Source organism: Rhodococcus sp. 5A-K4, from assembly GCF_046097995.1.
In the GTDB taxonomy this organism is placed as follows: domain Bacteria; phylum Actinomycetota; class Actinomycetes; order Mycobacteriales; family Mycobacteriaceae; genus Rhodococcus_F; species Rhodococcus_F erythropolis.
Genome location: NZ_JBJURM010000026.1, coordinates 18,661 through 38,224 on the forward strand (window position 1 = coordinate 18,661; position 19,564 = coordinate 38,224).

The window sequence follows — 19,564 nt, forward strand, 5'->3', positions numbered from 1 at the left end:
ATGCAACCGTCCCGGGGAGCACGAATGCGACTCAGCGTCGGACCGTTTCGATGCCCTGAAGGCTGCCACCTCCAGAGCCGAACGACCCAGAACCATCCTGATTCGTGAATCGCAGATCGAAAGAGTTCTCACTTGGGCCCGCTTCGTGTCCGAGAAACGATCCATAAACGGACCCCCAAGGCCAACCCGTCCTGGTAGTCGGTGCCGCGGCCGTTGACGACCATTCCCGACACACCCCGGTACTTGGCGGCAAGCGAAACGACACCTTCAAGGCATGCCCGCGTGGAGTCCGAGCCAGTTATGACGAGAACGTACCCGGACTCGACCATGTCGACGGCATAGTGCAACGCGGCCGAGTCGAGGCTTGGGAGTTGCGCGGTCAGCGCAGTACCGACAATCCGAGCCAGTCGGACGACAGGTTGAAGGTTCGGCGCGAACCCGCTATCACGCATGTGCCCGATCGTTGACGGGCTGACTTTAGCGAGGAGTTCGATGAGGGCGTCGAAGTTGAGCAGGCCGCTGGTCTGATCCAGGAGCATCGCCGGGACCAGCCCCTCGGTCGACATCCGGTTCGGGGCGTCGAACCAAGATCAGACGAAAAGTCGTGGGGTGCTGCAACTGCACAATGGACGGCGCAACGATCCAAACCTGGTCGAGCGGATCCTGAGGGAGCCGCAACAATCAGGTTCAGGCAGCCTCCGCAAGTCGAGGAGGTACTCGGGCAGGGCATCGCTCTCCGTCGTCATCTCTTGAAACAGCCTTGGATAATTCTGAGTGCGCGCTGAATCACGAATTCGTCAGAGTGCCGTCGACCGAAACGGAGAGGCGGCCTCGGGGACTGACATTCTGAGGCCGCCTCAACCTGCCCCATGACAATCTTTCCTACATATCAGCTGTGCGCAGGTCGCGCAGTGGCTTGGCATGAGCGACAACGGCACGTGTCAGGAACCGATCCAATAAACGATCGCAGTCACGTGCGGCCGTAGATGCGTTCATGACAATTTCGCTCGCGAATTCTTTGAGCTTCACGCCGTGGCTTGTCAGGTAGAGCTCAAGATCAGGAATGCTGGATGACCATGCGGACATCCACTCAGGGCTGGCCTCCGGATGGAACTGCACCCCGAGGTGCGGGCCGTACGTAAATGCTTGTACGCCGGCGTTGTTTCTCGCGACAACCCGGACGTCGTCCGGAACGGTGATCGTGTCGTGGTGGAACTCAAGCCACGGCCCCTCCCCGACAAGGTCGGGGTCGACAGTTTGAACTGCGGTGGGGCCGTGTTCGGGATGCTTACTGCGCGCTACCGATCCACCGGCCAGACAAGCGAGGATCTGCGCCCCGAAACACACGCCAAAGATCGGAACCTCAGAGTCGATCGCCGTCCTCAAATAGTGGCGTTCCCGATCGATCCATTCAAGAGACTCGTCGTACACCGAGTCGTGCGACCCCATCACCATAATCACGGTGAATTCTTCGGGAGGGGGAAGGATGGAGGCGTTGTCGTCCGCGCACCTGATAACCACATCGAATCCTCTGCGCTGCAATGCGGGGAGCAGAGTGCCGAGCGCATCGCGCCGATGGATCTCGTCGATACCGTGGACGATTGCCAGCGCGCTGCTGCTCACCAACGGCCCCCCTATCGGAGGGCTCTGATCAGCTCCATTCTCTTTAATGTGCGGTGTGCAGGCGTCACGGAACTCTCTGAGCATGTTTTATTTCCGTTCGATGAGTAATCAGAGACTTGAGCGGTACGGCGGTATTTGCGGCGCACACCGGATCGATGGTGTTGCCGTCAGCAAGGGCGCGTTTGACCGCCATGTGATCACGTGGATTGTTGACCGAGTCGGCCGCAAGTAAATCGCCCATGCGGTAGTAGAGGACGGTCAGCCGTTCGGTGCTATCTCTTCGCACGATGATGTCGTCATATCCATCAGACAGTCCTGCGATCTGAAGCTTCAATGCACCTTGGTTGGACCAGAACCAAGGCACGCCACGTGTGCCTGGGGATCGGCCCAGCAAGGTGTATGCCGCCGTTCGTCCCTGTTCCGTGGCGTTGTTGACCGATTCGATGGCGATCAGCCGGTTCCGACCATTGGGGTGTGGCTGCACGGTGCAGTCTCCTGCTGCCACTACCGCTGGATGGCTGGTTCGCGCGTGGGCATCGACGACAATTCCCCGTTCGCAAGCGAGGCCGAGCCTTTCAGCAAGACCAGTTACGGGTTCCGCACCGACGCCAACGACAACGAGGTCCGCCGGAATCGACTCGCCGCTGTGCAGCTCCACCGAATCCACACGGCCGTTCTGGGCATTGACCCCAGTCACTTTGGTTTCTAAAACGATTCGGATACCTTGGGTCGTGTGGTACTCGTGGATGAACGACGACACTGGTTCGGCGACCACCCTGGACATCAAGCGATCCCCAGCTTGTATGACGGAAACGTCGAGCCCCCGATTGCGTGCTGTCGCGGCTACCTCCAGTCCGATGAACCCGCCGCCGACAACGACGACTCTCCGCGCGCGGTCGAGTTCACTGCGTAGCCGGCTGGCGTCAGCGAGCGTGCGTAAGGAGACGACGCCGGGCAAATCCATACCCGGAACCGGTAGCGTGAGCGGCGTCGATCCTGTCGCCAGCGCAAGCTTGTCGAAGGCGATCTCCGTCCCATCGTCCAAAACAGCCAGCCCGCCCGAGTCGTTCAAAGTGGCTGCTTCTACTGTTCGGCCGAGCAGTAAATCGATGCCGCGATCGAGAAAGAACTCCGGTGCGCGCAACTGGACGGAGGTCAACTCAGCATCGTGGTGGAGGAATTCCTTTGACAACGGCGGTCGTTGGTAAGGCGGCGTGTCCTCGGCTGTGACGATACATACGTCGCCCCCGTATCCCAGGTCTCGCAATGTCGTCGCGATGCTCAGACCGGCCTCGCCGCCTCCGGCGATCAGGACGCGGCCAGTCATTGCTCTGCCGCAATCGTCAGGATGAGGCCACCTAGTTCCTCTGTCATGCGGATCTGACAGGACAGCCGACTGCATGGTGTGGCCGGCGTCATCGCGTCCTCGAGCATTTCCTCCTCGAAGTCCCCGGCGGTACCGGTGAGTTCGATCTGACTCGGTTCGACGAACACATGACATGTCGCGCAGGACAACCCTCCCCCGCACTCACCGACTATGCCGGGCACACCAAGCTTCACAGCGGTCTCCATCGCAGACGCGCCGAGCTTGGCGTCGACGTCGTGCTTGGCCCCGTCCGGACTGACAAACGTAATTCTGGGCACCGCAAGCTCCTCTCTAGTCTTTCTATCAACTCAGAAGAGTTCGAAGTACTCGCGGTGTTCCCAATCGGTGACACCGTTGACATACGTGGATTCGTCGGGGTTGTCGGCGAGCCACTTTTCGTACCGAGTGACCTCGCTACGCTTCATTGTCACCATGTAATCGATAAAACCATCACCGAATTCCCTGCGGAAGAAGGCATCTCGATCAAGTGCGTCGATCGCCTCGGAAAGTGTGGGCGGCAGCTTGGCGACGTCCGCACTGTAGGGGTCTTCGCTGAGCGATCCCGGATCGGTGCGGTTGATGATCCCATCGAGTCCAGCCGCAACCTGCGCCGCCATGTACAGGTACGGGTTTGCCGCGGAATCTCCGACCCGGTTTTCCACGTGTGAGGCTGGATCATTGGTTCCTCCGATAACCCGCATCATCGCCGCACGATTGTCTTTCCCCCAGGTCACGCGGTCAGGGGCGAGCGAGTAGGGGCGCCGCCGCCGGTAGCCGTTGATGGTGGGTGTGGTGAACACCGACGCAGCGACTCCGTGCGCGAGGGTCCCACCAACGTAGTGGCAACCGAGCTCGGAAAGCGGGGCATCATCGCGCGGAACCATCAGGTTCTCCCCCGTTGTCGCATCCACAATTGAGGTGTGCAGATGCCACCCGTTCGCGTAGAACCCCTCGATCGCCGGGGTGCACATGAACGAGGCAATGTGGCCGTGACGCTTTGCGATCTGCTTCGTTGCCGTACGGAACAACGCGGCCGCGTCTGCCGCAGCGATGCCTTCGAGAACATCGAAGGTCGTTTCGAACTGACTCGGTGCCCACTCGTCATCGAACGAACGGATCGGTAGTCCCATTGCGTCCAGCGCCTCTCGGATGGGCCGGATCGTGTCGTCCACCTCGTCTAGGTGGTCTAGAAGCAGGTAGTTGTAGCCTCGACCGACCGGGGCAACTGTCGGTGGATCCGCCGGTGTCCCGGGGGCGCCGAGCGATGCGGTTTCCAGGCCATCGTCGACGAGTTTGGTGAGGTACCACTCCATCTCGATGCCGGTCACGAGATGGTAACCGGCATCGGCCATCTTGGTCAGAGTGTTCTTAAGGATTGTTCGGGGTGCCAGCGGGAAAGGCCGTCCGTCAGCCAGGTAGAGATCGCAGAAGACAAGTGCTGTCTTGTCGGCCCACGGCAGGATCGTGAATGTTCCGGGGTCCGGCACCATGATGACGTTGGGACTTCCACCGAGACCGTCGATCGAGAAGCCGCCGTCGGCGGTGAACGGGTCGAAAACGATGGAGTTGGCAGTGTCGAAGAAGAACGGAGCCATTGTGATGGCGTTTCCGGACTCAAGGGCAGAGATGAAGGCCGGGACCGTCAGGGCCTTGCCGCGAAGAAGACCGTGCTGATCAGGCCAGGCCACACGCACGACTTCGATGCCTTCGCGCTGGATTGTGTCGATTGCCCGTTCGGCGGCTCGCTTTTCGGCGGGCCCGTACAAGCCCTGCTTTTCTACGAACTTCGCTGTGGACATGGTGCCTCCTGGTAACGGGTGATGATTCAGAGTGAAGAGTTGAGTGAATGCGCGGGGATAGAGTCGGGCAGTGCGGCGAACCAAGCGTCGAGGAGACAGTCGCCCGGACTGGGAGAGGTTGACTCCTCGGCCAGTTCGGCGCGAATAGCACCGACGTCGACGCCGAATCGGGCGAGCTTCTCGCTCTCGATGGCGAGAAGCTCCCCGATGCCTACTGCGCCGAGTTCCGGGTGGAACTGAATGGCCAGTGAGCTTCCGACCCGCCAGCTCTGCAGATAGCGGTCACTCCTGGCAAGTCGTTCGGCGTGGGCGGGGGGAATTGCAGTGTCAGAGTGGAACGAGAAGAACCGTCCTTGCAACGGCAACTCGGTTGTGGCTGCGGTGACGTGAATGAATCCACATTCCAGCCCGGATGTGCCAGGTGCTGCCTGTCCGCCTAGAGCTTCAGACAGTAGTTGCGAACCGAGGCAAATGGCGAGGATCGGAACTCCCCGTCGATGTGTGCGCGCGATGAAGTCGATCTCGGTATTCAGGTAGGGATGGTTTGCGGTGTCATATGCGCTTTGCGGCCCACCAAGCACCGTCAGGGCGTCTAGATCCTCGGGGGATGGCAGCACCTCTCCACGAAACGGGCGGACGATGGCGATCGTCCAACCCGCCGACCGAGCAGAGCGTTCAAGGATTCCGATCGATGGATCATCAATGTGTGAGATCACGGTAAGGATTCGACTCATGACGGCGGCCTCGGTTCGAGCCTTGTATGCCAAGGCGTCCAATGGTCGATATGCGCCAAGGCGGCCAGCAGTTCCTCGGCGGCAGTACGATCTACTGCTACCCAATCTTGGCCCGGATTGACTGTGTACGGCGTGTAGTCCCAGACCTTCAGGCCGCGAACAGCTTCGATGAGAGGACGCGTGGACGCGAGGTCACGTTCGATCCGTTTGAGGCGAGCATTTACGAGCGCCAGTTCCCGCCGAACCGCGAGGACCTCCTTTGCCTGCTCGGTTGAGTCGGGACCAGACTCGGGATCGCGGTCGTCTGCAAAGGGTGCGCCCATTTTCAGAACACCAACGTCAGGTTCTCGTGGTACTGCTCGGAATCGATGAGATTGACCGATTTGACGCGAATCCGCCACCCACCGTTCCTCCGTTGGAGGACGTGTCCGTACCAACCGGCGTACGTCTTGGCCACGCCGGCACGGAACTCATGAATGAGGAAGTTTGACCGAATAATTCGGATTTCGTCATCGAGGTCGGTGGTCTCGACTCCGGTGATCAGACGGCGCGTACGCGAGGCGGGAAGCTGACTGTAGGCCAGGCCGGTGCGCAACCAGTACACCCGATCCGTGAGTCGACGGTGGTCGTCGAAAGCATGGCTGACCTCGGTGCGCGGATCTCCGCCGCCGGGGGTGACCGGGACCCAGTACAGGCAGTCGCCTGCGAAGAGGTCGAGCCAATCGTTGAATCGTCCCTCATCGATTAGTACGGCCTCCCTGGTCAGGAACGACTGCGCTTCGTGCCAGTCTTCAAGGGATGCCGCCGGCCAGTCGTCCACAAGGATTTCTCGGTAGCGATCCAGTTCGTCGTACCAGTCGGCATCGACGTGATATGAGTGCGCCGATGTGTCGGCATACCTGTCGGGTAGGTGGCTGATCTTCATTGGTTCTGTCCTCGCATCCGGAGCTGCCATTCGTCGTAGTAGCCGCGCATGTGAATCTCGTCAGTGGCGGCGGTGACGATGACTCCCTTCTCATCGAGAGATTGCCAATCGGCCACACCTATTCCTCGATTCATGTAGATCCATTCCGCCTCGGGAGCAGCCAGCCCGCGCTGTGCCTCCTCGAAATTGGCCTGATCGTCAGGCTCACCGAAGGCCGGGAAGTCCTCCTGCGAGCGCATTCGCATAGTGTTTACCGATTCAGGCACGCCTCCGATCGCAGTGGCGTGCCAGGTCAGCTGGGTGCGATTGACAGACATAGGCTCAACAACCTGGATCTGATTTCCGATCAACAACAGGTTTGGGAAGATGCTGAGATTGATTTGAGCCCCGATGGCGAGATCGAGCAGTCGATTAGCGTCGTCTCCGTACTGGGCGCGGATAGATTCCTCAAAAATCTCCCGCCCAGGCTGAGGTCGCTGGTTCTCCCAGAAACTTCCGGGGCCGTCGTAGACAGGGCGTTGGTCGATGACGCTGTGCCCGTTACCGAGGGAATAGACCTTCATGGGGCCGTCATCGGGTGTCTTACCGAAGTACGACATGTCCTTGGCATCGCCCATCCGCGAAGCCATCTCAAGTAGCGACCGGTGCGAGAAAGACGGGTGGTAACCGTCGCCGGCATTGTCGAAAGCCAGCTTCCAGTTGCCGCGGTAGCCCATCCGATAGGCACCTGACCGCACGAATACCTCACTGGTGGGTGAACGGTCGATCCAGTAGTCAAGCCATGGTTTGGCATTGCCGAGCCAGTCTTCGATTTTGGGCGCCGAGGCGTTCATTGTGCCAAAAATGAATCCCCGGTAGCTCGCCACACGGGTGACCACCGTAAGCCCGAACTTCGACTTGTCAAGGTTCGCGTACCCATGCGCCCAGGGGACACCAACTAGTTCTCCCGTGTTGCGGAACGTCCAACCGTGGTACGGGCACTGGAAGCTCTTCGCCGTCCCGGATTCTTCGCGGCAGACCGTCGCCGCCCGGTGCGCGCAACGGTTGAACACCGCATGCAACGCACCCGACTTATCGCGGGTGACGATCACCGGGCGCAACCCCATACGCGTGGAGAGGAAGGAATTACTTTCCGGCACTTGCGATTCGTGGGCCAGGTAGGCCCAAGACTGACCGCCGAACACCTTCACCATCTCCTCGTCGAACACCGCAGGATCGGTGTAGAGAGTGCGATGGATGCGATCGCTCTGAATGAGATCAGACCAATCTCCGGTTGTCGTAGTGGCGCGCTGCATCGTTGGGCTGTGGATTTTTGTGCTGTCCTGCTGGGTCATGAAACGTCCTCTTCAGCCTTCAAGCTCGTATCATATGATATGCAACACTAACACAACGTATCATTTTGTACATAGAAATTTTGCTGCGCTTTGCGATCACACTCCAAAGCGTTCCTGATCTTCTATCCGTCGTTTTATTAGCGCGCGCGTATACCACATTCACGAGAAGGAGTCTCTATAGTTTTCGTCAAGCGGCAGTTGTGGCGGCGATCGACAGGGTGATGGACATCGCAGCGGCGTTCGGCGAGGCAGATGAGGGCGGCGTCGTGTTTCTTTCCTTCGCTCGTTTTCGGCCGCAATGGGTGCGACTGACGGTGTCTTGCAACTCGGTGAACGCCGACAGGAACAGGGCGCGTTTGAGTTTTCGATTCCCCAATCGGGCGGGGTGTTCCCGGCGGATTGAATTTCCCGAGCGGTGGGTAGCGGGTGCGAGACCGGTGTGGGCGACCGAGGTGAGCGGCTGACGCGATGGCCGAACCGTCACCGACCTTGAGCAGGATTCGTGGGCCGGCCCCGCCCCGAAGTGGGGGGCAAAGCCACGAAAAGAGGGTGGTCATCGAGCATCCTCTCCACGTCGTTGCTGATTGATTTCTGCTGCTAATGAATGGTTTTAAATGAGTCGACCAGTCTCAATAACACGATCTCGGAGGCTGTCGTTTCCAGAAGGTTGACGGTTTCTGTCCCGAGTGCGGCGCGGACGTCGACGACCAGCCAGGTGCCGATGCGCGGTACATGTCTGGTGGCGTTCGTTGTGATTTTGCGCGTGGCGGCCTCTCTTATTCCGATCGGTCCACCGCGCCGAGATAAGATCTCCAGCACCGCAGGGTGGGCGGTCCGAGGGCCCGGGACGCGTTCCAAGGCCGGGTGAATACCAGTTACCAGGCCACGGGTTCGGTTGCCGATGCGGTTGGCTTCGCCTGCTCTGTCATCGTCGAAACCTAAGAGGACACCGAGCTCGGTGATGATGAGCGTCGCGAGCGTCGGTCTTTGGCTTGCCGGGGATACGGATCACTGATTCAGCGCATCGACAGACCGGTCGATATGCCACTTGGTGCGCGCGCCAGGGTGACTGGGAATGCGCCCATCGTGTTGTACTGGCCGACCACGATCAACAAGGCTCCATGCGTTGCACGCTGGTCGAACACCGCACGCAATCGGGTTTCATCGTTAGGCAGCGCTTTCTCATACCGGCCGTCCGGACTACATCCGTGGCGCGGGCAGGCCACGGCAAAGCCCGTGGTTAGACTGACGATCATGACGGACGTTGACATCATCGATGACACTGTCGCCGCGCGAATTCGCAAGGTTCGCCACACACTGGCACGTGGAGAACTCAAGGTAGTGGCTGCGCTCACCAACTTGTACCCCACTGCTGGCCTCGTTCCGGTGGCTCAACTCGCCGCGCAGGCTGGAGTCAGCACACCGACCGCTCTGCGGTTGGTCCACAAGCTCGGATTCCCGGGCTATCCGGCCTTCCAAGACGCGTTGCGCGACGAAGTGCAGATGCGACTGTTCTCGCCGGTAACGGTGTATCCGTCCGGTGGAGACGACAACGGCGAGTCAGTCAACGAAACGGAGTTGATCGCCGCAGCAAACTGGTATGTCGACGGCGTTCGAGCCACGATCAACGGGATGTTGGCTGACGACCTCGCAAGAGCGGTTGCATCCCTGGCAGATCTCGAGAGTACTGTTGTTATCCTCGGTGGTCGATTCACCAATGTGCTCGCGATTCAGCTTCATCAGTACATGCGGATGTTACGGCCCAACGTCGTGCTCGTTCTTCCCACCTCGGCCGAGTATATGGCGTCGATGATGGACGTAGGCGAACACACCACGGCGATGGTATTCGACTACCGAAGGTATCAACATACAACGATCGACTGGGGTGTGGCCGCCGTCAAGCGGGGCGCACAGCTTGTTCTGATGACAGACAATTACCTCTCCCCCCTCGTCTCGCATGCCCACTCGGTTCTGGCAACCAGCCACTCAGGTCCTGGCCCTTTCGACTCGCTGTCCCATGGCTTCATGTTCACGGAACTGCTCGTGTCCCTCGTTGCCAAGAAGCTAGGGGAGCCGGCACGAGACCGCCTAGCGCAGTTTGAGGATCTGCATCTCGCCGAGGAGCGAGGGAGGCGCTCCACTCCGGGGATTAGCTGAGTCGATGCACGAGAGCCGAGAATCCAATGGCACTGTCGAGTTGTTGGCCTGATCTGCGATCATCTGGTCGATGATGTCGATCTTGACGCACTCGTGAGCGAAGGAGTCGCGAAGACCGCCGACCTCCTGGTGTCCGAGGACGACTGGAGTGCGATAGTCGAAGTGAAGGGTTACGCCAAGGGAACGAAGTCCAACGACCTCATGGATGTGATGAAACACCGCTGGGCCTACGAGCGTCGGCACGGGAATGATGCAGGAAGTATGTAGTACACCGCCAACATCTTCCGTACACAAGGCCCCGAAAGCCGACCCGAAATCTTTGCTGGCGCGAACGACCAACTCGATTCATTCGCCGACCCTGATGGGTTGGTAATCGACACTCCTCCGAGAGCTGTTTGATCTGCTCAAACAAGTCGAGTCGGGTGTCATGTCGCCCTCGGCGGCACGAGCCGTATTGAAGAACTCAACCGGACGGTTCTCCTGTCACACGGAACTCCTGCAGGACGATCTCATTCAGGATGGCACACCTCGGGTTGTCTCCGAGCTGTAGATTCCTTATCAAGATGGGTTGCAGCCTTTGTGTGGGCTGTGACGGCGTCTTCGACGCGGGTTACGAGGTCGACGTCTTCTCTCAAGGTTGCTGATGCGATGGCGGCACCGAGGGTGCCGGCGCACAGGTTCCAGGCGAGGCGGTGTGTGGTGGGGGTGTCGGTGAGTTCGCCTTCCGTGATGGCGGTTTCGATGATGTCGCTGATGGCGTCGACCCAGTGTGCGAAGGCTGCGCCGTTGTTGATGGTGGGTTCGGGGGTGAGTTTCATGCCGGCCCGCAGGTTGGTGTCTTCGCCGATGTGCTGTGCGAGGGATGTGAAGATCGCTGTCAGCTTCTCCCCTGCCGTGCTGCTCGAACCGGTCGCCAGTGCTTCGCTGATGGTGTCGTCGAGGGTGAGGTTCCAGTCCGAGATTAGGTGTTCGGCGATCGCTTCTTTGGATGGGAAGTGGTAGTACATCGCGCCTTTGGCGAATTTTCCAGTGTGAGCGATGGTGTTCATACTGGTGTGGCCGTACCCGTCGGTGTCGAAGTGACGGGCCGCAACGGCGATGATCGCGTCCCGTGTTCGCACTGCACGAGCCTGGGGCGCCGCGTTCTTGCTGCCGGGGGCACGGCCGATCCGGGGGCGGGTTCTCGCGGTGGTGTCTTCCTGTGTGTTCGCCGACTCGATGGGGCTGGTCATAGTGATGCTCCTTCGATCATGCGGACGGTAACCGGATCAGGTGTGCACCACATCAGCAGCCGTTCGTCGACTCGCAGGTGCGAAGGTCGTCGATCACGTGCAGTCGTTCCGGTTCGCTGAGTAGAACCGACAGGGGCGAGAGGTTGCGCATTTCGCGGGCAGTCTCGGTGTCGGAGGCGTCGATCTCGCGGACGGCGTCGATGTCGTTGTTGCGCACGATGTGTTCCCACTGGTCGAGGCATCGGGTCAGTGAGGCGCCGGTGACGTGCTGGCGCAGTCGGTGCAGGCTGTTGTGGACCTGATCGGTGTCGAGGTTGAGGTGTTCGCGTTCGATTTTGTCGAGTACGGCGGTGTGCAGGAGCTTCTTGCGGATGACTTTGCGTGGGACTACGGACATCGTCAGCTCCTTTCACGATGCTGCGGCGATCGCCTACGACCTGGTGAAACCGCGTTCAATGTAGCGGATGCCCGCCACTGTCGACGTCTACACTTGATTGGGGTTCTTCGTAGAATACGATGGTGAGATGTTGATTGGCTACGCACGGTGCGCATCGTCTGGTGACGATGAGCAGGTCGAGCGTGACCAACTCGTGAAACTAGGGGTCAAGCCGGGGCAGATTCACGTCGATCATGGTCTGAGCGGTATTGATCGGCCGCGGCCGGCACTTGCAGCGGCACTCGGCGCGGTGTCTTCTCGTGACACCTTGGTCGTCACCTCGCTCGACCGGTTGGCGCGTTCGGTGCCGGATCTTTCGGATATCACGTCTGATCTGTCCCGGCGTGACGTGTTGTTGATGTTCGACGGTGTCGTGCACGACCCGAAGGACCCGATCGGCGAGACCGTGTTTTCGATGCTGTCGACGACGTTCGCGCAGTTCGAATCCGGTCTACTGCGGTTGCGGCTGCACGAGAGTGTTGCCCAGCGGAAAGCCTCGGGTGCGTTCAAGGGACGTAAGCCGAAACTCACTCCGAAGCAGCAAGCGGAGATGTTCGACCTGTACGAACGGCATGAATTGTCCGTCCCAGAGCTGATGAAACGCTTTTCTCTTTCTCAACCTGCGGTCTACCAGTACCTCACACGTGAGAGAACCCTTCGATCCTCACCTGAGCCACCTCCCGACCACTGACTGACACAACCAGAATCCCTTAGAGGGCAAGGCATCACGGAGTGGTGTCGCGGCAGAGCGTTTGTGTGCTGTTCGCTTTGTCGTGTGTTCAGGCGTTGCGGTGGGGGCCGATGAGACTGTCGAGGTAAGCGACCTGGGCCTCGAGACCGGCGCGGACGTCGTCGATGTCCTCTCGCATGGCAGTGGTGTGGCCGGCGGCGTAGTCGGATCCGATGATCTGCCCGAAGATCCGGTCCACGTCCGCGGCTCCGGCTGCCAGCTCGGTCACTGACTGCAGATTGTTCAGGGCGGCTGCGATCGGGGTGAGAGCTTGTTCGTAGGCGCGTAGCGCGGCGACCCGGTCGACGAGGGCGGCTTCGACGCGTGCGGCGACGACGTGGCGGCGGTCCCACTCTGCCCTCGCTTTGGCGAGTTGGTCGGTGCCGTCGTCTGCCGGCAGGGTTGGTGTCGTGGACCGCAGGCGCAGGAGTTCGTGTGCGGCGGCCGCGATCATGTGCAGTTCGATGGTGAAGCCGAGAACGGAGCGGTGTCCGTCGAGCAGGGGGTGTGCCCAGGCTGGGTTGGAGATGATGCGTGCGACAAGATTTTCCGCGATCACGACGAGCCTTGTCTCCGTCCCTTCTTCGAGTAGCGGCCAATGCAACGCCGAGTACGCCTGCCTGAGTTCCTCGCGTTGCTCGGTGGTCAGTTGGGCGTAGCCGCGGGGTTTTCCGGTGAGGGCGCGCCACCAGCTTGGCGGGGCGAGGAGTTCGTTCGGGTCGACGATCGTGGTCGAGAGTGCCGCGACGGCGGATTGCGTCGACGGACTGACCGCGCTCCAGTCCAGGACTGCGGTGGTGCGGGCGGACCGTTGGGGGTATCGGGTCCGTTCGAGGACCCAGGTACGTGCGGTGTCTGTCTCAGGCATGGTCATCGTCTTCTTCACTCTCGGCACGCGCAGTACGAGCAGGGTATCGCCGACTACCTAACACGTGCGCCGTCAACGGGTTTCGCTAGACGGCGCACGTGTGTCGGCATCTAACGGCGGGGACGTTGTTCGGTCAGGGCCACGGGTGGCACCTGAAAATCGGAGAACAGCCTCCTGTGCAGGTCTTCGGTGTACGAGGTCGGGCGAGGCTTCTGCGGTGAGTTGGAGGTGTTCACAGCGTCGCTCCTTCGATCTTGCGGACGGTGGCAGGGTCGGTGCCACACCACATCAGGAGTAGATCGTCGACGCGTCGACGGATGGTCTGAGGTTGGTCGAGGCTGACTGCTACCTGAACTGCACCAATGAATCCGGCACAGAGGCTCTCTGCGAGGCGGGACATGCTTTCGGCACAGTCGAGTGCGCCTGAGCGGATTGCGTCGATCACCAGTGGCGTGAGGTCCTCGGTCCAGTCTTCGTAGGTGATGTAGGCGTCGGTGATCGTCGAATCAAGACAGAGAACGAGGCCGGCGCGGGTGATGACTTCTGTTTCGACCCTGCGGGCCAGTTCTCGGTAGACGATCAGGAGCTGCCGGTCGGCGGGTTGGCCTGTTGCTTCGGCTTTTGCGATGGTTTCCGATACCGCCTCGGACCAGCGGTACAGCAATTGATGGGCGATGGCTTCTTTGTTGGCGAAGTGGAAGTACATCGCACCTTTGGTGCTGTTGGCGTTGCGGTGGATGTCGTTGATGCTGGTGCCTGCGTATCCGGTTCGGCTGAATTGGATTGCGGCGGCTTCGAGGATTCCCTCTCGGGTTTCTTTCGCTCGCCGCTGGATCAGCGGCCGTCCTGCGTGTTCCGGGTTGAGGGCAGATGTGCGGTCGATAGAATCGTTCATGGTCACAGGTCCTGTCTGTGGTCATCGACCCTGACGGTGTTAGCGCACCGTCAGGGTCACCTTTTTGGATGGGTCAGGCGTACGTCGGAATGAGTGCATCGGTCCAGTCATGGTCGGCCGGTGCGTCGTTCACCACGGATTCGGCCTTCTGGACGATGTTGCTGACGGTCGAGTGAGTGACGTTGAAGTGTTCTCCGATCGTTCGCAGGGACTGTTCCTCTTCGAATCGCATACGCAGCATCTCGGCGACCTCATCGGTTGGCCTGGTCGTGAGCTGACGTGCACGCATGGTGGCTGCTACACCCTGCCAATGCTTCCTCGAATGCTCTAGCACGGTGGCTTTCGCTGTTTCCAGGTCTATCGCGTCGATGTGTGACGGCGCCGGGACGTGAGCCTCGGCCGCGTCGAGCTCCGCCGGAAAGTCATTTCCGGACGGTTGCGCCTGCGGCGCGAGCGGGCGTGCCTCAACGGTGTGCAGGCGATGGTCATCGACCGGATCATTTTTGCCTGCATTTGTAGCGGTTGCGGTGGTCATCACTAGCGCCGGTGCCTCGTCACCCATGACGGTTCTTTCCACGATCGCGCGGTAGGCGGCATAGGCCATCCCCACTGCCTTGACGAGGATGACAATTCCTTCGGTGAAGGCGAGCACTAGGGCAGGCGGAATGATCGCAATCGCAGCGGCAATCGCCGGTGCGAGGGGCGTGAATCCGAGATCTCCGCCTCCAGCGATGAACTCACGTGCGGCGATTGCTGCGTGGTAGGCGTGGTAGGCGTTTCCTAGGATGCTGATCACGACGACGCTGACTGCGAGCGCGATGTAGAAGCCTCGGTCGCGGCGGTTCATGTTGAGCTTGCTGATGATGACGATCGCGATAGTGGCGCCGAGTATGGCGCTGTCGACGATGGCCGGGAAAATCCAGGTCAGGTGTTCCGGGATCAGAGCTTGTCTCGCGAGGTCTCTTTGCACGGCAAAGGAAAGAACGAATGCGCCCGTGGTGATGCCGAGTGCGATGACGATCGCCAGCGCCAGTGCTGCGAGCAACGCGCCTAGCTGGATTCGTGCCGCCCGGAGGCTGAAATTGGTTGCGGTCCGGATCTCGTGCGGCGGCTCTTCTGAGTGATTCTCTGTATCAGCCGAACCGGTTCGAGGTGTGCTCATCGCGACCACTCCCCCACCGCCGGTGTGATTTCGAGTGCGGCATCGAGTAGCCCGCGGATATGCTTGTGCATGTGGTCACAGGTCCTGTCTGTGGTCATCGACCCTGGCGGTGTTGTAGCACTGCCAGGGTTTTTCTTTGGAGGCATGCCGTTTCAGCGTTTCGGAGTTACAGCGCTGTAGCGCTATAACCCTTAATACCGTCGCCGGCCCTCTCCCGTATGGGCGGGCGCCCGAAGCACTAGCTCTCGAACGACCTGCTCAGGGGTCATTTGTTCGGCCAATCGGGCAAGGGCGAGACGAACCACGGCGCTTCGTGATGCATCTACGCGAGGCTTGGATCGACGTCCTGCGATGCGTGCGGATTCGAGGAATTCGTCGCTCTGGGGATCGAGGTAGATCGAAGCCTTCTCCAACGGCTGAGCTTCAACCTGACTGGGCTTCACTGCCACTTTCGGCGCCGGAGGCGCGACAGGCGCGACAGGCTTGGGTGCGGGGGGCGATTCGACGACAGGCGATGTTTCGACTGTCGTCGGTGCCGGCGCGACGACAGGTTGTGTGCGCGGGGCGTTTCGCGGCGGCGGAAGGCGGCGGCCGGTGCTTTTCCGCTTCGCATCGAGGGCGGCAAGGCCGTCCATCGGGTCATTCATGGACATATCCCTTCACGAAATCGGCAATCTTGGTCATCGCGTCCGCAACGGGCTGCAGGGACCTCGAAGGAGGATCTTCGGCGGTGATCGCCATGCGCTTCTTTCTCGTCCCGACAGTGAGAACCGCTGGCACGAACGGCGTGACCTGCACAGGTGTGCCGGAAACGATCTGCCGCAGTCGGTCGATTTCCGCCTGAGGCGGGGTGCGGGGAACGAAGTTCGGGACGATAGCCAACGGATAGTCGGCGGCTTCCTTGACGAACTGTTCCGTTCCGTCCAAATCGAGCGTCCTGAGAGCTGTCGGCGTCAGGACGAGATCCGCAACCGACATCGCTCCGTGAGCGGTGCTACTGGCTCCGGGGTGAGTGTCGACGACGACGTACTCATCCCCCCAGTCGCTTGCCCATTGGAGCAGCGACTCGGCCATCAGCTCCTCAGACGGCGGATACACGTACAGATCCGGGTGCCCAGGCAAGAGTCGAGCCTTGTTGTGCCCCTTGAGTAACTTCGGGGTCTTCCCCGACTCGAAGGCTTGAAGCATCGGAGCCCGGAGGCGCTCCTCGTGCCTGTACCCGAACTTGCGTGTCACTCCCCCACCGTCATGTTCGGTGTCGACGAGTGGCGCACCAAGGAGGTAGGCCAACTCGTAGGCGATGGTGGATTTACCGACACCACCCTTGCGTGAATGAAGGACGATGATCTTTGCCATTCCAGGATCGTAACTGCATAGCCCTACAACGGTCAAGCGTTAAAGCGTTACGACTTTCTAGCGCTATAACGCTACAGCCCGCCAGCGCTACGATGGCCGAACCCAAGACGCGACATAGCAGCGTTCTAGCGCTAGAACGCTATGCGGGCGTTGACCGTGCTTTGGCAGCCAATGTGGAGCGATAGCACCAGGCAGTCAGCCATAACGGTTCACCGTCCATCTGCTCTCTCTCCCGCGACACCCAATGGCGAATGCGACCATCCATTTTGGATGATGTCGCTGGTAGAACGGCTGAACATTATGCCGCTCTAGCGTTCTAACGCTGTAACGCTAGGGCGCTATGCGCCTATGGCGTTTTCCGGTTATAGCGCCAGTTTTGCGGAGTTATCGCGTTATAGCGCTGTAACTGCATAATGCTGTTGGCCTGTCGGATCCTCCGGGATGGAGGGAGATCCGCCGGGCCTTGCGAGAGGCGTTCCGTCGCAAGCTCGGCTCTGTCGATCGCGCGATGACCGCCGTCGATCATTGGCTGCTGCATTCACCCTTTGCCCGAACGCGAATGTTGTTTCGTGCTGGGCCGAACACCGTCACTCCGTGTTCGACCTCGGCAGGCGTGGAGCTGTGGTGAACGAGGGACACGTGGTCTGTTGCGTGCACTGCAGCTTGGTCGTAGGCGTGGACGGTCGCGTTGTCGTAGGCGTAGGTGGTGGTGTCTTCTCCGACTTCGCCGTAGGAGTCGTCGACGAGGTTGTTGGTGGCGCGGTTGGTGGCGCGGACGCGTGTGGTGTCGAAGGCGTCGGTGTGGGCGTTCCCGTAGGCGAAGAGAGTTGTGTGTCCGAAGATTTGGGATCGTGCGGCGTCGGTGGCCACGATCTGGGCACTGCGCTTCGTTTCGGGTGTCAGGCGGGTGATGATGACCCGTGAGACGCCGACGATGCGGATCGTGATGCCGTCGGGCAGCTCGGTGTCGGTGAGTTCTAGTGGTTTGTCGTTGGAGTGGTCGACGACGATCGTCTTTGCGCCGGTGCGCAACCGTTCGTGGATCTGGGGGACGGTCTGGCAAGGGGAGAGCGGCCGGCGTCTGACGGGCGGCTTTGCGGCCGGGCGTTTTCCGTTCATCGCTTACCTCGATCGGACAGATGGGTGATCCACACGGGCGAGGTTTCATTCTCGCGCGCGGATGCCTGGGTCTTTCGGATGCGGGCGCTGTCGGCCGCTCGGCGGGCGACGAAACGGGCAGCTTGGCGGCCGGGGGAGTCCTCGGCAGCGGCTGATGCGTACCGGCCCCGTTCCGCCTCGAACGCTGCTGCCTGGCGTTCGCGTTCGGCTTTTTCCTGGTCAGCGGCTATCTGAGCGAGAACGTGCGGGGCGAAGGCGAGATCCTGCTGCTTTATCAGCCAGCGCATGAACGCGATGGGGTGCTTCGGGGCCGGTGCCATCCGTGTGGCCTTGCTCCAGGCGTCGATCGCGTCGTTGAGATCCGCGGCCGTCCAACCGTGTGCGGCTGGTTCGGTCAGTGCGGGTGCCCACCCTCGGGGGGTGTGCCGCCGCGCCCAGACCGGAGTTCGTGGATTGCTGAGCCATCTGGATGCGAGCAACAGGCCTTTCCTGGTGGCTTCGGCCTTCTCGACCTCCGCCTTGGACTCCTTGCGCCGCGAAGCGGCTCGTTTATCCACAGATCGTTTTGTAGTTAGAACCTCTCTACGAGAGGAAGGGATACAAAACTGACCCCTGCGGGGGTGGGGTGCCATCTGTATAGAACCGTCGACGACGATGCGGGTCTTATCCACAGGTTTCCGTGGGTGCAATGCCCAGACAGATGCCCATCCTCGGCCCTTGTCCTGGAAGCGATGCGAGCCGAAGCGTTCGCCTCTACGGCGAAGCCGGCCGCGGAGTACCTCGGTGGCTACACGCAGCAGTTTGAGAGTCTCGCGGGCACGCTGAACAGTTCGCTTCTTCTTGCCAGTGCGTTCGATGAGGGTCGGGATCGACAGCCGTGAGTTGCGTCCGGTTTTGAAGTCGGCGGCTCCCGCCATTGCGGCGGCGACGCTCAGGAGTGTCTTGAGGCTGATGCCTCCACCGGTGCTGGCGACGAGCTGAGGGCGGATGGTGTTGTATTCCGCCATGTATGCCTCGCGGACGATCACCTCGACCCAGTGCTGCTGTCCCTGCCAGTAAGCGAGGCCGGCGTGCGCGCCCTCGTCGAGTTCAAGGCGGACTTGGCAGTAGCGGCGGCACGCTGCCTCGCGACCACCTAGAGCGTTGAGGTACGCCGGGGTCAGCGAATGGCACTGGTGCCCGTACAGGTGTCCCGGCATTCTGCGGGGTGTACGAGCTGTTCCGTAGCGGCGCCGCGTAGGGCCGCTACCGCAATACGGACGTTGTAGGGGTGTGCGCGTGTACTCCATCGCTGAGACACGCGGATCAATTATTGAAACTTCATCAGAGCGCGATGTACCCTGAGACCAGTCGACCAAGACTGTCCCTTCGGGGAAAGCAGCACCGCTAGAAAATGAGTGAGCTGTCAACTCACTGCAAGTTAAGACACAGCCCTGATTACTCCAGCACGAGTGTCAGGGTTTTTGTCTGTCTAGCTAGCGTTTGCCATGCGTATGAATTTGTACGTTTCGGCTAATTACGCTGCGTCTGTCGAAGCCTCCTCCGCCTCTTCGAGTTGCTTCAGCATTTGCTGAACAGCAGGATCCTCGACGATCAACCGGTTCAAGAAGGTGTTCGCACTGAGCCCAGCGGACTCGGCGGCCTTCCGGACAGCGATTTGCACCCTGGGCTCAACGCGGCACGGCAGCACCTTGTCTCGACCCAGAGCTGGTCGCCCTGGTCTCGCTCCAATTTTCGCCATGCGGCGAATTTTGCCATCATAAACTCGAGGTGGTCCTTCGACACGCCGCAAACCGTTCTCGCAACGTTCGGCTGTGACGGGTTGTCG

At 60.5% G+C, this 19,564-nt stretch carries 21 protein-coding genes and 1 pseudogene; 3 read left to right on the forward strand and 19 right to left on the reverse strand.

Annotated features, from left to right (window positions below; translation table 11 throughout):
* Positions 1 to 128 precede the first annotated feature (128 nt).
* The 10 genes and pseudogenes from ACKAMS_RS26530 to ACKAMS_RS26575 all read right to left on the reverse strand — a co-directional run.
* Positions 129 to 566, reverse strand: coding sequence for a hypothetical protein (locus ACKAMS_RS26530; protein ID WP_161121703.1), 438 nt, complete (start codon positions 564 to 566; stop codon positions 129 to 131).
* Between the two features lie 316 nt (positions 567 to 882).
* Positions 883 to 1,623: a type 1 glutamine amidotransferase gene (locus ACKAMS_RS26535; RefSeq protein WP_161121702.1), complete on the reverse strand. Its 741-nt coding sequence runs from the start codon at positions 1,621 to 1,623 to the stop codon at positions 883 to 885.
* Between the two features lie 64 nt (positions 1,624 to 1,687).
* Positions 1,688 to 2,950, reverse strand: coding sequence for an FAD-dependent oxidoreductase (locus tag ACKAMS_RS26540; RefSeq protein WP_161121712.1), 1,263 nt, complete (start codon positions 2,948 to 2,950; stop codon positions 1,688 to 1,690).
* Positions 2,947 to 3,267 carry a 2Fe-2S iron-sulfur cluster-binding protein gene (locus tag ACKAMS_RS26545; RefSeq protein ID WP_161121701.1) on the reverse strand — a complete coding sequence of 107 codons (321 nt, stop codon included), beginning with the start codon at positions 3,265 to 3,267 and terminating at the stop codon, positions 2,947 to 2,949. Before ACKAMS_RS26545 ends, ACKAMS_RS26540 begins: the two co-directional genes overlap by 4 nt.
* Before the next feature lie 30 nt (positions 3,268 to 3,297).
* Complete coding sequence (locus tag ACKAMS_RS26550; protein ID WP_408989806.1) at positions 3,298 to 4,788, reverse strand: glutamine synthetase family protein; 1,491 nt, start codon at positions 4,786 to 4,788, stop codon at positions 3,298 to 3,300.
* Between the two features lie 26 nt (positions 4,789 to 4,814).
* Positions 4,815 to 5,522, reverse strand: coding sequence for a type 1 glutamine amidotransferase (locus tag ACKAMS_RS26555; protein ID WP_161121699.1), 708 nt, complete (start codon positions 5,520 to 5,522; stop codon positions 4,815 to 4,817).
* Positions 5,519 to 5,845 carry a hypothetical protein gene (locus ACKAMS_RS26560; RefSeq protein ID WP_161121698.1) on the reverse strand — a complete coding sequence of 109 codons (327 nt, stop codon included), beginning with the start codon at positions 5,843 to 5,845 and terminating at the stop codon, positions 5,519 to 5,521. The genes ACKAMS_RS26555 and ACKAMS_RS26560 overlap by 4 nt, the downstream gene beginning before the upstream one ends.
* Before the next feature lie 2 nt (positions 5,846 to 5,847).
* Positions 5,848 to 6,447 carry an aromatic-ring-hydroxylating dioxygenase subunit beta gene (locus tag ACKAMS_RS26565; RefSeq protein WP_161121697.1) on the reverse strand — a complete coding sequence of 200 codons (600 nt, stop codon included), beginning with the start codon at positions 6,445 to 6,447 and terminating at the stop codon, positions 5,848 to 5,850.
* Entirely contained in the window at positions 6,444 to 7,781 is a 1,338-nt protein-coding gene (locus ACKAMS_RS26570) for an aromatic ring-hydroxylating dioxygenase subunit alpha (RefSeq protein WP_161121696.1), read from the reverse strand. The genes ACKAMS_RS26565 and ACKAMS_RS26570 overlap by 4 nt, the downstream gene beginning before the upstream one ends.
* Before the next feature lie 137 nt (positions 7,782 to 7,918).
* A pseudogene (locus ACKAMS_RS26575) lies at positions 7,919 to 8,968 on the reverse strand (transposase); the annotation flags it as partial.
* Between the two features lie 67 nt (positions 8,969 to 9,035).
* Between ACKAMS_RS26575 and ACKAMS_RS26580 the strand changes: the two are divergent.
* A complete protein-coding gene (locus tag ACKAMS_RS26580; RefSeq protein ID WP_161121695.1) occupies positions 9,036 to 9,938 on the forward strand; it encodes a MurR/RpiR family transcriptional regulator in 903 nt (300 codons plus the stop codon).
* 93 nt (positions 9,939 to 10,031) lie between these two features.
* Positions 10,032 to 10,205 carry a hypothetical protein gene (locus ACKAMS_RS26585; protein ID WP_161121694.1) on the forward strand — a complete coding sequence of 58 codons (174 nt, stop codon included), beginning with the start codon at positions 10,032 to 10,034 and terminating at the stop codon, positions 10,203 to 10,205.
* A 242-nt stretch (positions 10,206 to 10,447) separates the two neighbouring features.
* On the opposite strand, the gene ACKAMS_RS26590 is transcribed toward ACKAMS_RS26585, so the two are convergent.
* Both ACKAMS_RS26590 and ACKAMS_RS26595 read right to left on the reverse strand, forming a co-directional pair.
* Positions 10,448 to 11,170 (reverse strand): TetR/AcrR family transcriptional regulator, encoded by a 723-nt coding sequence (locus tag ACKAMS_RS26590; RefSeq protein WP_161121693.1) that lies wholly within the window; start codon positions 11,168 to 11,170, stop codon positions 10,448 to 10,450.
* Positions 11,171 to 11,222: 52 nt separating this feature from the next.
* On the reverse strand, positions 11,223 to 11,567 hold the full coding sequence (locus ACKAMS_RS26595) for a hypothetical protein (protein ID WP_161121692.1): 345 nt from the start codon (positions 11,565 to 11,567) through the stop codon (positions 11,223 to 11,225).
* A 127-nt stretch (positions 11,568 to 11,694) separates the two neighbouring features.
* On the opposite strand from ACKAMS_RS26595, the gene ACKAMS_RS26600 reads away from it, so the two are divergent.
* Entirely contained in the window at positions 11,695 to 12,297 is a 603-nt protein-coding gene (locus ACKAMS_RS26600) for a recombinase family protein (protein ID WP_161121691.1), read from the forward strand.
* 88 nt (positions 12,298 to 12,385) lie between these two features.
* On the opposite strand, the gene ACKAMS_RS26605 is transcribed toward ACKAMS_RS26600, so the two are convergent.
* The 7 genes from ACKAMS_RS26605 to ACKAMS_RS26635 form a co-directional block, all read right to left on the reverse strand.
* The gene (locus tag ACKAMS_RS26605; RefSeq protein ID WP_321188107.1) at positions 12,386 to 13,204 is read right to left on the reverse strand and encodes a hypothetical protein; all 819 of its coding nucleotides are present in this window, start codon (positions 13,202 to 13,204) and stop codon (positions 12,386 to 12,388) included.
* A 232-nt stretch (positions 13,205 to 13,436) separates the two neighbouring features.
* A complete protein-coding gene (locus ACKAMS_RS26610) occupies positions 13,437 to 14,099 on the reverse strand; it encodes a TetR/AcrR family transcriptional regulator (RefSeq protein WP_161121690.1) in 663 nt (220 codons plus the stop codon).
* Between the two features lie 73 nt (positions 14,100 to 14,172).
* On the reverse strand, positions 14,173 to 15,144 hold the full coding sequence (locus tag ACKAMS_RS26615; protein WP_321188108.1) for a DUF2637 domain-containing protein: 972 nt from the start codon (positions 15,142 to 15,144) through the stop codon (positions 14,173 to 14,175).
* A 308-nt stretch (positions 15,145 to 15,452) separates the two neighbouring features.
* On the reverse strand, positions 15,453 to 15,908 hold the full coding sequence (locus ACKAMS_RS26620) for a hypothetical protein (RefSeq protein WP_161121689.1): 456 nt from the start codon (positions 15,906 to 15,908) through the stop codon (positions 15,453 to 15,455).
* Complete coding sequence (locus ACKAMS_RS26625; protein ID WP_161121688.1) at positions 15,901 to 16,617, reverse strand: ParA family protein; 717 nt, start codon at positions 16,615 to 16,617, stop codon at positions 15,901 to 15,903. The genes ACKAMS_RS26620 and ACKAMS_RS26625 overlap by 8 nt, the downstream gene beginning before the upstream one ends.
* A gap of 522 nt (positions 16,618 to 17,139) precedes the next feature.
* Positions 17,140 to 17,736 (reverse strand): hypothetical protein, encoded by a 597-nt coding sequence (locus ACKAMS_RS26630; protein WP_408989807.1) that lies wholly within the window; start codon positions 17,734 to 17,736, stop codon positions 17,140 to 17,142.
* On the reverse strand, positions 17,733 to 18,935 hold the full coding sequence (locus ACKAMS_RS26635; protein ID WP_321188106.1) for a replication protein: 1,203 nt from the start codon (positions 18,933 to 18,935) through the stop codon (positions 17,733 to 17,735). Before ACKAMS_RS26635 ends, ACKAMS_RS26630 begins: the two co-directional genes overlap by 4 nt.
* Positions 18,936 to 19,564 lie beyond the last annotated feature (629 nt).

Excerpts from the sequence above, each read along its gene's own strand:
- ACKAMS_RS26530 (WP_161121703.1), bottom strand. The coding sequence starts at position 566 with ATGTCGACCGAGGGGCTGGTCCCGGCGATGCTCCTGGATCAGACCAGC.
- ACKAMS_RS26540 (WP_161121712.1), bottom strand. The coding sequence starts at position 2,950 with ATGACTGGCCGCGTCCTGATCGCCGGAGGCGGCGAGGCCGGTCTGAGC.
- ACKAMS_RS26550 (WP_408989806.1), bottom strand. The coding sequence starts at position 4,788 with ATGTCCACAGCGAAGTTCGTAGAAAAGCAGGGCTTGTACGGGCCCGCC.
- ACKAMS_RS26555 (WP_161121699.1), bottom strand. The coding sequence starts at position 5,522 with ATGAGTCGAATCCTTACCGTGATCTCACACATTGATGATCCATCGATC.
- ACKAMS_RS26560 (WP_161121698.1), bottom strand. The coding sequence starts at position 5,845 with ATGGGCGCACCCTTTGCAGACGACCGCGATCCCGAGTCTGGTCCCGAC.
- ACKAMS_RS26565 (WP_161121697.1), bottom strand. The coding sequence starts at position 6,447 with ATGAAGATCAGCCACCTACCCGACAGGTATGCCGACACATCGGCGCAC.
- ACKAMS_RS26570 (WP_161121696.1), bottom strand. The coding sequence starts at position 7,781 with ATGACCCAGCAGGACAGCACAAAAATCCACAGCCCAACGATGCAGCGC.
- ACKAMS_RS26580 (WP_161121695.1), top strand. The coding sequence starts at position 9,036 with ATGACGGACGTTGACATCATCGATGACACTGTCGCCGCGCGAATTCGC.
- ACKAMS_RS26590 (WP_161121693.1), bottom strand. The coding sequence starts at position 11,170 with ATGACCAGCCCCATCGAGTCGGCGAACACACAGGAAGACACCACCGCG.
- ACKAMS_RS26595 (WP_161121692.1), bottom strand. The coding sequence starts at position 11,567 with ATGTCCGTAGTCCCACGCAAAGTCATCCGCAAGAAGCTCCTGCACACC.
- ACKAMS_RS26600 (WP_161121691.1), top strand. The coding sequence starts at position 11,695 with ATGTTGATTGGCTACGCACGGTGCGCATCGTCTGGTGACGATGAGCAG.
- ACKAMS_RS26605 (WP_321188107.1), bottom strand. The coding sequence starts at position 13,204 with ATGCCTGAGACAGACACCGCACGTACCTGGGTCCTCGAACGGACCCGA.
- ACKAMS_RS26610 (WP_161121690.1), bottom strand. The coding sequence starts at position 14,099 with ATGAACGATTCTATCGACCGCACATCTGCCCTCAACCCGGAACACGCA.
- ACKAMS_RS26620 (WP_161121689.1), bottom strand. The coding sequence starts at position 15,908 with ATGAATGACCCGATGGACGGCCTTGCCGCCCTCGATGCGAAGCGGAAA.
- ACKAMS_RS26625 (WP_161121688.1), bottom strand. The coding sequence starts at position 16,617 with ATGGCAAAGATCATCGTCCTTCATTCACGCAAGGGTGGTGTCGGTAAA.
- ACKAMS_RS26630 (WP_408989807.1), bottom strand. The coding sequence starts at position 17,736 with ATGAACGGAAAACGCCCGGCCGCAAAGCCGCCCGTCAGACGCCGGCCG.
- ACKAMS_RS26635 (WP_321188106.1), bottom strand. The coding sequence starts at position 18,935 with ATGCCGGGACACCTGTACGGGCACCAGTGCCATTCGCTGACCCCGGCG.